6 protein-coding genes are annotated in these 11,246 nt (G+C 44.4%); 5 read left to right on the top strand and 1 reads right to left on the bottom strand.

All coding sequences use genetic code 11. From position 1 onward, the window contains the following. Nucleotides 1–239: 239 nt before the first annotated feature. Nucleotides 240–806 (bottom strand): helix-turn-helix transcriptional regulator, encoded by a 567-nt coding sequence (locus tag ICN40_RS11855; protein WP_216243785.1) that lies wholly within the window; start codon nt 804–806, stop codon nt 240–242. A gap of 310 nt (nt 807–1,116) precedes the next feature. On the opposite strand from ICN40_RS11855, the gene ICN40_RS09955 reads away from it, so the two are divergent. From ICN40_RS09955 to ICN40_RS09935, 5 genes are all read left to right on the top strand, one after another. Continuing rightward, nucleotides 1,117–1,869: a response regulator transcription factor gene (locus tag ICN40_RS09955; RefSeq protein WP_216243784.1), complete on the top strand. Its 753-nt coding sequence runs from the start codon at nt 1,117–1,119 to the stop codon at nt 1,867–1,869. Between the two features lies 1 nt (nt 1,870). Further along, on the top strand, nt 1,871–3,208 hold the full coding sequence (locus ICN40_RS09950; protein ID WP_216243782.1) for a HAMP domain-containing sensor histidine kinase: 1,338 nt from the start codon (nt 1,871–1,873) through the stop codon (nt 3,206–3,208). 611 nt (nt 3,209–3,819) lie between these two features. Continuing rightward, nucleotides 3,820–4,113, top strand: coding sequence for a hypothetical protein (locus tag ICN40_RS09945; RefSeq protein ID WP_216243780.1), 294 nt, complete (start codon nt 3,820–3,822; stop codon nt 4,111–4,113). A gap of 22 nt (nt 4,114–4,135) precedes the next feature. Continuing rightward, nucleotides 4,136–4,837, top strand: a complete 702-nt coding sequence (locus tag ICN40_RS09940; protein WP_216243778.1) for an outer membrane protein — start codon at nt 4,136–4,138, stop codon at nt 4,835–4,837. A gap of 2,481 nt (nt 4,838–7,318) precedes the next feature. After that, nucleotides 7,319–11,246 (top strand): S-layer family protein (locus ICN40_RS09935; protein ID WP_216243775.1); only part of this gene is annotated, 3,928 nt, incomplete at its 3' end.

Here is an 11,246-nt window from a genome sequence, read left to right as displayed (position 1 = left end):
CGTTCAGTTTGGCTAAGGTGTTGATAGGTCATGGCTACTTTGACTTGCAGGTCTAGAAGCTTTGGATACTAAAACATCCTTAGCCTCCTTAACTAGTTGTTCAAAGTTGCACTTCGTAGTTGAATCCACCATATTTTTACAGCGACTGTTCCCTGCAAAATACTTTTTTTGGTGGTCGGATGGATTGGTCTTATGCAGTATTTAGTGCATTAATAAAATCAGATTTTTAAGGCTATTCCTCATGAATTTGCTTTAAAAACAGCCTCGTTTTTGGAGTGGGCATCGAGTTTGGTATACACCTCTTTAAGGTGATGGCTAACGGTATGCGGGGAAATGTGAAGTTTGATGGCAATACCCTTAACTGAAAGGCCCATGCTAAGCAGAGACAGAACTTCATTTTCTCTGTGGGTCAACTTATCGTTTCTCGTTGCAATACTTTTATCTATAGGGCCGCCATCATTTATCGATCCAATCCAGCCAATGACATCATTATCGAGATTGCAAAGGGGTATTTTTTTAAAAACTATTTTTTCCTTGGCTGATGATTCATGGGTAATTAACTGATGGGACTGCTCCTTATTCAATCTAAATAATTCTTCATTAGCTTTGGCATATTCAACGCTGAATTTCCTCGGTCTGATATCGGAGTCAGACAGTCCAATAACTTGCTGAATGGATATACCCAAAAACTCTACAAACGGTTGATTGCAATAGACGAATTTGCCATTCAGATCTTTTATAAAGACTGGTAGAGCTATGCCGTCAAAAAAACTACTGTCGATTAATATTTTTGAGTTGTTGATCACAATAAATGGCTACGACTTAAGCTTTACTGGTTACACTCAAGAGCGAGGGCAATGTTGCTTTATTAGCCCCATATTTAGGGCAAGCGCCTCGTATTGATTTATCGGCAATGGTTTGCAAGAAAAGGTTCATTAGATGGTGCTGCGATAAGAATTACATATAACTTGGTTTGCGTATCATTTTGTGATGCGGTTCATTTAAATGTGATTCTGAATTGCTAGCCTTTAAATCGCCGTAAATAACTTGTAAATGTATGTAAAGATTTTTGATATGGCTTGAGATTCGCTCCTACAACTCTTTTAATTGCACTTTATGAAAAAAAATATAAATCAAGCTGGGCTTTCTCCTGCTGATGCGCCCCTAAGCTCAATTGCACCCAGGGTTTTATTGGTTGACGATGATGTTGAGTTGACTGAATTGCTGGGAAGCTACCTTGAGCGAGACGGTTTTGCGGTCCATGCTGTTCATAACGCACAAGCTGGTATAGATTCAGCCTTAAATGGGTGCTTTGATATTGCAGTACTTGATTTTATGATGCCTAGAAGTAAAAGTGGCTTAGATGCTTTAAATGAAATTAGAGGAGCCAGTGCTTTGCCTCTAATTATGCTTACTGGCAAAGGGGATGATGTCGACCGTATTATTGGATTGGAGAAGGGTGCCGATGATTACATTACAAAACCGTGCACCTCACGCGAACTTGCTGCTCGTATTCGTGCGGTATTGCGCCGCACGAATAGTAGTTTTGCTACTACTACCCCGTTTGACGATATCATTGTCAATGGGTTGGTGTTGCGTTCTGCAGCAAGATCGGTCACCTTAAATGGCCGGGTTATAAGGCTTACAAGTACTGAATATAGTTTGCTTTTAATTTTGGCTAAGAACGTAGGAGGGGTGGTAGATAAAACAAAATTATCACAAGGGGCATTGGGTCGCCACCCATCACGCTATGACCGCAGTATTGACGTTCACATAAGCAGTATTCGCCGTAAGCTAGAGGTCTTTGATGAGGGCTCTGTACATATTGAAACAATTTTTGGCAGGGGCTATCAATTACTTCGAAGGTAATATGAAACCACTATTTTGGCGCTTCTTTTTTATCATATTGACTTCACAGGTTTCAACTGTAGTGGCAGTGACCATGCTAAATCGGGCAAGTCCGCTTATTGAGCAATGGTTCAATCGCGATATTAGGGGGCATGCCCAACATTTGACGACACTGGAGTCTGTTTCAAAAATCTTCAGTAGCGGCGGGGGGCAAGCCTTAAGAAGTTATATTGCACAGCAGCCCCCTGGGTCTCAAGTTCGTGTTTACGCATTTAAAGAAGATGGCAAATTGAATAACCCGCTGCTCTTAGAGAGCTGCCCAAATGAGACAATCGCAATTCAAAGAGTAGGCGCAAGCAAGGATGAGAGTTACCTAGCATTATTTCGCTTGTTTAAGCCTCGGCCCGCTGAAGAGATCCCTATTTTGATTAATGGTCGTGAGATCGCCGTTCCTGTACCCGTGCCACCCATAATCTTGGGATTATTATTCAGTATTATTTTTGCATGGTTATTGTCCCGTTATTTTGCTAGTCCAATTGATAGGTTGCGGACAGCTTTCGGGAGTTTAGCAAGTGGAAAATTAAACACCCGATTGGGTGATGCCATGGGCAAGGGTAGCAATACACTTGCTGAATTAGGGGTGAGTTTCGATAGTATGGCGGGCCACTTGGAAGCGCTCATGCTGGCGCAAAAAAAAGTATTGCATGAGATCTCCCATGAAATGCGCTCCCCGCTTGCGCGTCTTCAGGCTGCTTCGGATTTGGCCAGGCAACAGCCTCATAGACTTCATGACTCCTTGGGCAGAATTGAGCGTGAGACCCTGGGCTTGAACGCCTTATTAGAGGAGTTGCTAACACTTTCTAGATTAGAGTCTGGAATTCATATCAATCTTGAGGAGGCCATTAGTTTAAGCACCATTATTCACGAAATTTTGCAAGAGTCTACGCTAGAGGCCGAGGCAAAAAATTGTCAACTTATAGTTTCTGAGCAAGCGCACTTAATGGTCAAGGGTAATGCTAGGCTTTTACACAGGGCAATCGGTAATGTTGTATCAAATGCAATTAAGTACTGCCGTGTTGATGGCAATATATCGATTCAAAGTGCTTTGCTTGATGATGCCTCCATTATTTTAACTATTTCAGATCAAGGAGATGGGGTGGCTGAAGAGGATTTAAGCTCTTTATTTAGTCCATTTTTTCGCGCCGCTTCAGGGCAACATTTTTTAGGGTTTGGCTTGGGGTTGGCAATTTGTGAAAATATTATTAAAGCCCATGGGGGAAATATTTCTGCGAAAAATGCCCCTACAGGAGGTTTATCTATCACTATTATGCTTCCAACGATGTCCTCAGATTGCAGTTGATACACTCCAAATCTCTGGCAATCATTCCTGCAATACGGTTGTTCAACTATCGCATGCAGATATATTTTTTAAAGATTAATTATTAGTTTTATACCTAGCAGTGAGCCTGGCTATCTTGAGATCCTTTGCTACTGTCGTAAGATCTTGAGCAATCATTCTTAGCCTGTCATGAGCTACGCTTAAGGAATAATCGCAATCATTTTTATTCTCCAGCTGCTGTGTATAGAGGGCTCTCGCCAGGTTGTGTAGTTCAATGATAATTTGATCCATATTGCAGGAGATAGACGCTTGGTTAATAGTATGTTGGTGGCTCATCTTCTACTGTGTTGCCCAAATTAAATAAGAGCATTTAATATAGGCTGATCAATTTTCAATAGATATCCCCTATTCAAGTGGTGCATTTGTTTGGCGTTCAATAATGCCTATCACCTGAACGCAAAATTGTTAGAGGCGCACCTAAATTGCGCGGCCCCAATGTCATGGGTCCGATTTTGCAAATCTTTACACATCCTTAAAGCCGCTTTACCCCTGGGCGGCTGACAATTTTCCTTTGCACTCTCAAGCTGGTCTTAGAGCAGGATAAAAGACGCTATTTAAAAAGGAATTGATAGATGAAGTTCTTTCGCCACCATTTAAATGAAATGAAGATTGTCTTGATCGGGGCATTGGTTATGGGCTCTCAACTCATTTGCGGCAATGTTTTTGCTCAGCCATCATCCGAAAACCCGCCCAGAAAGCCGCCACCAGAGGCCCTTGAGGCTTGCAAAAGTCTTGCTATTGGTCGGGAATGTGGGTTTAAGACTCCAGACGGAAATATCACTGGACTTTGCTGGGCCCCTGAAGGCAAGCCTTTGGCTTGCAGGCCTAAAGATGCCCCCGCTCAAGAGTCTAAAAAGAATAAATAATGCACCCGATATTAAGAAAAAAATGAAACGTTATCAATGGATTACAGCTTCAATTCTTGTGATTGCCAGCACAAGTTTCGCTCATGCCCAATCTTCTTTTGAGGGATTTTACGGACAGCTTGGCGTGGGCTTTGAGAATAATGTAATAGGTGGCGCATCTCCGACGATTGTTAATTCAGGTGGCAGCTATAGTGGATCTAGCACTTCGAGCTCTAGCGCTCTATCCCCCGCCCTTGTTGTTGGAGTTGGCTATATCTCAGTCATTAGCCCACAATTTAGTTTGGGGGTGGGATTGGATTATTCTGGTTTGCCTGTAAAAACATCTACTGCCAACTCTACAGTCAGCGACTTGAGCGCCTCGTATGCTTATGATTACCGTATTGCCAATAGAATTAGTGCTTACATTAGCCCTGGCTACATCATTGATCAAAATAAGTTAGCTTATGCCAAGTTGGGATTCTCTGGAGAGCAAGTATCCTCAAAAATGCAATCAGGATCTGGAGGGGCGGAGTCTGGGAATCAAAAAGCGGGCGGTTTTGTTGTAGGTCTTGGTTATAAGCAAATCATCTCAGGCGGATTTTATGGTTTTGGAGAGGTAAATTACTATGGATATAAGATGCCCGTTACTACTATTACATTAGATCCTAGCGGTGGTAAGTTAAATGGCAATGCCAATTCATTAAACGCTTACCAATTTTTAGCTGGAGTGGGTTACAAATTTTAGGGATTCACTTTGGGAATTTTGCGGGGCGTGCTTGTTTGCTAAACGATCACGCCGTTTTTGTTAATGTAGTTCAATTTCATCTTGAACTATTGCGCAAATGGGAACGCTGATTTGAAGTGGCAACATTGCCACCACGTTAAACACATTGCTTGAAGACTGACTTCTGCATTGATGCTTCAATCGCTCTCGATGGAGGGTTGCCAATAACTGGTTTGGTGCAAAATTCGAGGTGAGTTACCTTTTGCACGCAATCCCCATTACAGATTGCGTCAGTCTTTAGGTTGACCCCTTTTTTTCGAGATAGCTATTGCTGTCAATATTTTTAGAGCAAAAGAGATGCGATGCAATTCCAAGGCAAGGGGCATGATTGGCGGGCTTGTGTATAAAACATAAACCCCTAATTTAATACCGCTTTTTGCTACTATATGTAGCACTCTTGACAACTTAAGAATAAGAATGACGCCTTCCAAGAGATATTGGAAATTACAACAGCCCATAGAAGGCCGGCTTAGTAATGTTGGTAGGTAAGGCAAGGCTCGAACTCTCGACTAAGCCCTTTAACCCTTATTGGCTAAACAGATTTGGTAGGATGATTGGAAAAACCGAATTGTTGATGGAATTTGCCCACAAGATATCAGGCGGTGGGGTGGCGACTTTAATTTAGTCGAGCTTAAAGCTGGTGAGGTTTTATTGTTTTCAAATCCGAGCTGTGATTATTTTTATTTTCCAATTAATTGCATCATAACGCTTAGCTCTGAGAGTGATGATGGGCAGCATGCTGATTTTGCTTTAATTGGTAATGAGGGAGTAGTGGATGCTTGGCTCTTTTTGGGGGATTCAAGCAACTCCTATCGCGCTACAGTCGAATATGGTTGTTTGGCCTTCCGTCTTCGATTGATGTGGCCACTTAAGAAGCGGGGAAATCCGGGCACTTTCGCAACTCAATGCCGAACTACTTTCAAGCATCGATCACCCAGTCTTTGCAAGCGGCCATCTGCGATGCTAAGCATTCTACTTTCGAGTGCTTAAGTCGGTCCCTACTCATGTGGGATGACCGCCTTTTAAGAAATAAAGTCCCGCTTGATCAAGGGCTCATCGCAAGAAGTGTTGGTGCTACAGTAGAAATGAATTTGATCGTCTATGCCGATTTTGGGACCCGCTGAGTTTGGGTGACAATATCAACTTGAGGCTTTAATATCCTTGATTGATGTGACCCCTAAATGCGGGGGTCTACAATAAGACTCCTTTCTCTTTAATAGTCAGCTTTAGTTAATGTGACTGTTGCCAGTTCTCAGATTCAGGGTTTGCCTTCTGCCACTGAAGCTATCAAAATATCAAAGAAGCCTCCGCTCTTGCGCGCAATGCTAGATCAAAAACGTCAAAGTAATGGGCGGTTGTTTGTTTTAGCTTTTATGAATCCCCTCAATTCAATGCATAAGTTAGCGGCTATGATTGAAATGGAGTCATCATCGCTGGCCGCCCCGGTTAAATGAGGGGAATACTTTCCGTTAAGTGAATGAAGATGCAGGCTGGAGTCATCGCCACTTTCAACTTGAATGGGTATTGAGATCGTTTGCACTGCTTTGGGGCAATACCAATCTAGATTAATAGAATGACCATGACTAGCTTAATTTTTTTATTTAGCATCATGTGAAAAACACCTGACCCCTATTAATTTAAGCCAATATTAACTTACCTAAACCAATAAGTTTTACGGTCAAACACCAGACTTTAATCAGTACCATCGATTAAAAATATCTAATGCGCTGTTAATATATTAATTATTCCGATTGATTCAGAGAAATCAGCCACATTTAGAATAGCCATCTATTTTCTACATGAAAAATAATATTTAAGAGTCATTTCTTGGTAGATAATAAAAAAACAGGCGTTCACAAGGATGGATATTATCAACAAAGTCAGCAAACCGTGAAAAGTATGCTTTGATCTGTATCTTTACTTGCAATAAGTGCTGATTAATATTAACCGCACAGGGAAGTTGATGATTAGAGCGCGGTGATAATTTCTTCAATTCAAATCTGAGAGTATTAAATTTCCAGTCGTTGATCATTCAATGTTCAATCATGCGCATGTTCTGCGTTCAATAGTGCGTCTATAGTAGTGTGGTTGGATGTTTTTAAAGAAGTCACTGCATTGCGCCATGAGAAATAGGGTGGCGGCTTTGAAATGCTGACATGGCTAGCAATCAACATTTGGGCCAAGCATCGGCCAATTTGCTCGGCTAACTAAAAAATAAGTGTAAAAAACACAATTTATTTCAAAAAACCCCCTAAATAGGGGATATTTTTGTAGTTCTCCAGTCGATATTATTTCTTCAACGAAAGTGCTTTTGGTTGTTGTCAACTAGAAGCGCCTTTTTATTTTTAAGAAAACCCATCACTGTAAAACTTGATAAGCCATACCCGTCATACCTCTTGGGCTGCAAATTCCCGTTCACCTTCCAAGGTGAAGCGGGTTTTTGTGCTTTCAAGTCAGGTCAGTATGGCCTGTGCAGTCTTAGTTGGCTCAGCCTCACTGGCTTTTGGTGCTGATATAGCGACTAATGCCTTACCAACCAATGGTCAGGTAGTAGCAGGCCAAGCAGTGATGAGTCAAACTGGGGGCGCAGCCCCTGTATTGACTGTTAATCAAAGCTCACAACGGGCGGTGATTAATTGGGATAGTTTTAATGTGGGCAGTAAAGCCACCGTGAACTTTAATACCCCAGGAGCCAATTCCACTACCTTAAACCGCGTGACAGGCGCGACTGCCTCCATGATTAATGGCGCTGTTAATTCCAATGGCAATGTGATTTTTGTCAATGCCAACGGGGTTACTTTTGGTAAGGGAGCGCAGGTCAATGCCCCGGGAGTGGTTGCTACAACGATGGATATTGCCAATAAAACCTTCATGGAGAGTAATGGCAGTTTAACTTTTAGTGGCAATGGCACTGGCGCAGTAGTGAACCAAGGACGCATTAATGTAGCTAATTATGTGGCCCTATTAGCACCAGAAGTGCGCAATGAAGGGTATTTAATAGCCAGCAAAGGGGGAGCAGTAGCCCTAGGCGCTGGTCAAAAGATCACCCTAAACTTCTCCGCGAGCCAATTACTCAGTATGACAGTCGATGTGGGGGTCTATAACGCCCTCATTGCCAATGCGCATGTGATTGAAGCGCAAGGCGGTATTGTAATTTTGGCGGCTAGTGCGGCCAATCAGTTATCGGCCTCGGTGATTAAAAATACGGGCAGTATCTCCGCTTCTTCGATGAGCTCCCAAGGCGGTATCGTCGAGCTAGTGGCCAATACCATCACGCAAGCAGGCACTATCGCTGCTAATAGCACGGGGACCGCGAGTACTGGCACCAGTTCAACTGGGGGACAGATTAACTTAGTGGGTAGCAATATCACTTTGGCAGCCACATCGAGTACCAGCGCAACAGGTACTGCAGGCGGCGGGCAAGTCAATATCGGCCTAGCCAATACCGCGCTAACCGGTGGTAGCCAAGTTAATAGCACCAATCCAAGCGCTCTTTCTAATGCTCAGGCCCAAAGCCTAGTAGCTAGCCAAGCAGCCAGTGCGTATAGCACGGGTGTCATGGCTAGCACGGTGAGCGTGGAAGCAGGGGCGGTAGTCGATGCTTCTAGTACGGCTAGTGGCAATGGCGGCATCATCGCCATTTGGTCCCAAGTTAAAACCGTGATTGCAGGCACGCTCAATGCGATGGCTGGCAGCTTGCTGGGCAATGGTGGTTTTATAGAAACGAGTTCTAAAGGCAATGTCAGCATCGCTAGCACTGCGCTGATCAACACCAGCGCAGCCAATGGCAAGGCGGGTACTTGGCTCTTAGACCCGATTGATCTGACGATTGATACGGCAGCAGCAGCTGTGATCTCTAGCGCACTGAACACGAGCAATGTGATTTTGGATGTGACTGGAAGTTCTTCTGCTTGGGGCAATAGCACAACGAGTACTACTAGCACTACTGGCGTATTAACTTTGGCAGCAGGCGCAGATATTTTCTCTAGTAATACTGCAACGAGTTTGACATTATGGGCTGAGGGCGGCACGATTAATATTAATAATCATATTACTGCAGGTAATGTTTATGCAGTAGCCCAAACGATTAATGTCAATGGTTCAGTGAATACGAATGGCAGTAGCAATAATAGCAGCGGTAATATTTATTTAGCAGGTACCATTATTAATATCTTGGGCTCTATTGGATCGAATGGTTCGACTAATTCTGGGAATAGTACTAATACCAGTTCAAGTAATAGTTCTACTACCTATAATACAAAACGTCGTGAATCTTTCAATGCCAGCGATGTGACTCATGCCGTCAATGGTGGATTAACTCTCGATACTAATACTTATACTTCTGCTGGCGGGGTTATTAATATCATCGCCAGTGGTGATATTACGATTGGTAGTCATGCCACCATTACTGCTAACGGAACTAGTGGTGGCACGATCAGCATTATCTCTACTGCCGGTAAAGTCAGTAGTAGTGGCGTAGTCGATGCTCTCGGTTTAAGTGGTACTGGCGGCACGATTGTGCTCGCTGGTCAAGTAGCAACCACCTTAACTGGCTCTTTGATTTCGGGTGATGGATTGTTAGCCGGTGGCAGTGTGCAAATTGGCGTAGCCAATGCCATTGGTAGTGGCTCGACTTTAGCGCCGCCTGCAATGCGCACTTTCGTAAACAGCCTTATCAGTTTGAATAGTAATAGCACCATCAGCAGTGACTCCAGCAGTAACTCCAGTGATCCTAGCTACACCGTCATCACCAGCATCCTCTCTCGTAATACCTCCCTCGATTCTTCTAGCTTCGTATTTGCTTCTGGCGCAGCCAGCGCAGCATCAACCGTTAGCTCAACCACGGCATCAACTATCAGTTCCACCGGCGGCACAATTACGATTGCCGGCAACCTATCACTATCTAGTGCTGGGGTGATTGTGGCCAATGGTGATCACGGTGGTCTGATCATCCTATCTTCCCCAGCGGGCACTTATCAAAATACGGGCTATGTGCAAACCAATGGTGGCGCTGGTTTAGGCGGTACGATTGCCCAGTCTGGTCTTATTAGCACCTCTTTAATTGGTGCAAACATCAGTGCCAATGGCACATTGGGTGGTGGCAATATCATCACTGGTCGTAATTTCAAACTCAATCCTCTCTCTGATAGTGCCACCCAAGCTGCACTACTACCGAGCTTAAATAATCTAGTCGCACTGCCCACTTCAGCGCTCACCACGATTGATCAAAACACGACTTTGACTGCCAATGCATTAACGAGTGGCAATGGCGGCAACATCCTTAATTGGGGTGATGAGGCCTCTTATGCTGGCACCTACCAAGCCAAGGGCGCTGGCAGCACTGGCAATGGGGGCTTAATTGAAACTTCAGCAAACCACTTAAGTATTGCCGATGGCATTGCTATTAACGCCAGCACTGCTAGCAATAGCGTGGGCACCAAAGGGCAGTGGTTACTTGATCCGTATGATTTAACGATTGCCTCTAGTGGTGGGGATATCTCTGGTGCGACCATCGGCGCTGCATTAGCAAATGCTGATGTGACACTGACTACGAGCGCAAGTTCAATTACATGTACTAACGTGACCTGTAGTGGTAGTGGAACGAGCACCGGTAATGGCGATATTTATGTGGGTGATGCTATTACTTGGTTTGCCAACACCACTCTCACGCTGAGTGCTTATCGAAATATTTATGTGAACAGTGCGATTACATCTACCGGTGCCAGTGGGGCCTTGGTTTTAAATAGTGGCCAAACTTCGACTACAGGCTCGATTAGTGGGGCAGGCAATATTGCGGTGACAGGTACAAAGACCTTTAACGTGGGTGGCAGTAGCGCAACTGGTACGTTATCGGGTCTGATCTCGGGTGCTGGCGCTGTTACTAAATCGGGTGCCGGTACCTTAACCCTCTCAGGTGCCAACACCTACACTGGTGCTACTACGATTAGTGCAGGTACCTTAGCCATTACCAATGCTGCTGGATTAGGTACTACCGCGAGCGGCACTACGATCAGTAGCGCTGCCGTCTTAGATCTTCAAAATGTCACAGTCGGTGCAGAAGCCATTACCCTGAATGGCGGCACCTTAGCCACGAGTACGGGCACCTCTAGCTTATCGGGCGCAGTTAGCTTAGGAGCTGACTCCACTATTAATGTGACTGGTACTAGCTTGACCATCAGTGGTGCAATCAGCAGCTCAGGCTCCCTCACCAAAACCGGCACCGGTACCTTAACCCTCTCCGGCACCAACACCTACACTGGTGGCACTACTATCTCTGCTGGTACGCTCGCCTTAGGCGTAAGCAATGTCATGCCCGATAGCGGTGTTGTCACCATTAACGGCGGTACTTTTGCCATGGGAACATTTAACG

The sequence above is a fragment of the Polynucleobacter sp. Fuers-14 genome (assembly GCF_018882045.1).
Taxonomy (GTDB): Bacteria; Pseudomonadota; Gammaproteobacteria; order Burkholderiales; family Burkholderiaceae; genus Polynucleobacter.
The sequence above is the reverse complement of the archived record's forward strand: the minus strand, read 5'-3'. Positions and strand labels throughout refer to the sequence as shown.

What these genes read in the sequence shown, in the direction of transcription:
- ICN40_RS09955 (WP_216243784.1), top strand. Translation starts at nt 1,117, where the DNA reads ATGAAAAAAAATATAAATCAAGCTGGGCTTTCTCCTGCTGATGCGCCC.
- ICN40_RS09950 (WP_216243782.1), top strand. Translation starts at nt 1,871, where the DNA reads ATGAAACCACTATTTTGGCGCTTCTTTTTTATCATATTGACTTCACAG.
- ICN40_RS09945 (WP_216243780.1), top strand. Translation starts at nt 3,820, where the DNA reads ATGAAGTTCTTTCGCCACCATTTAAATGAAATGAAGATTGTCTTGATC.
- ICN40_RS09940 (WP_216243778.1), top strand. Translation starts at nt 4,136, where the DNA reads ATGAAACGTTATCAATGGATTACAGCTTCAATTCTTGTGATTGCCAGC.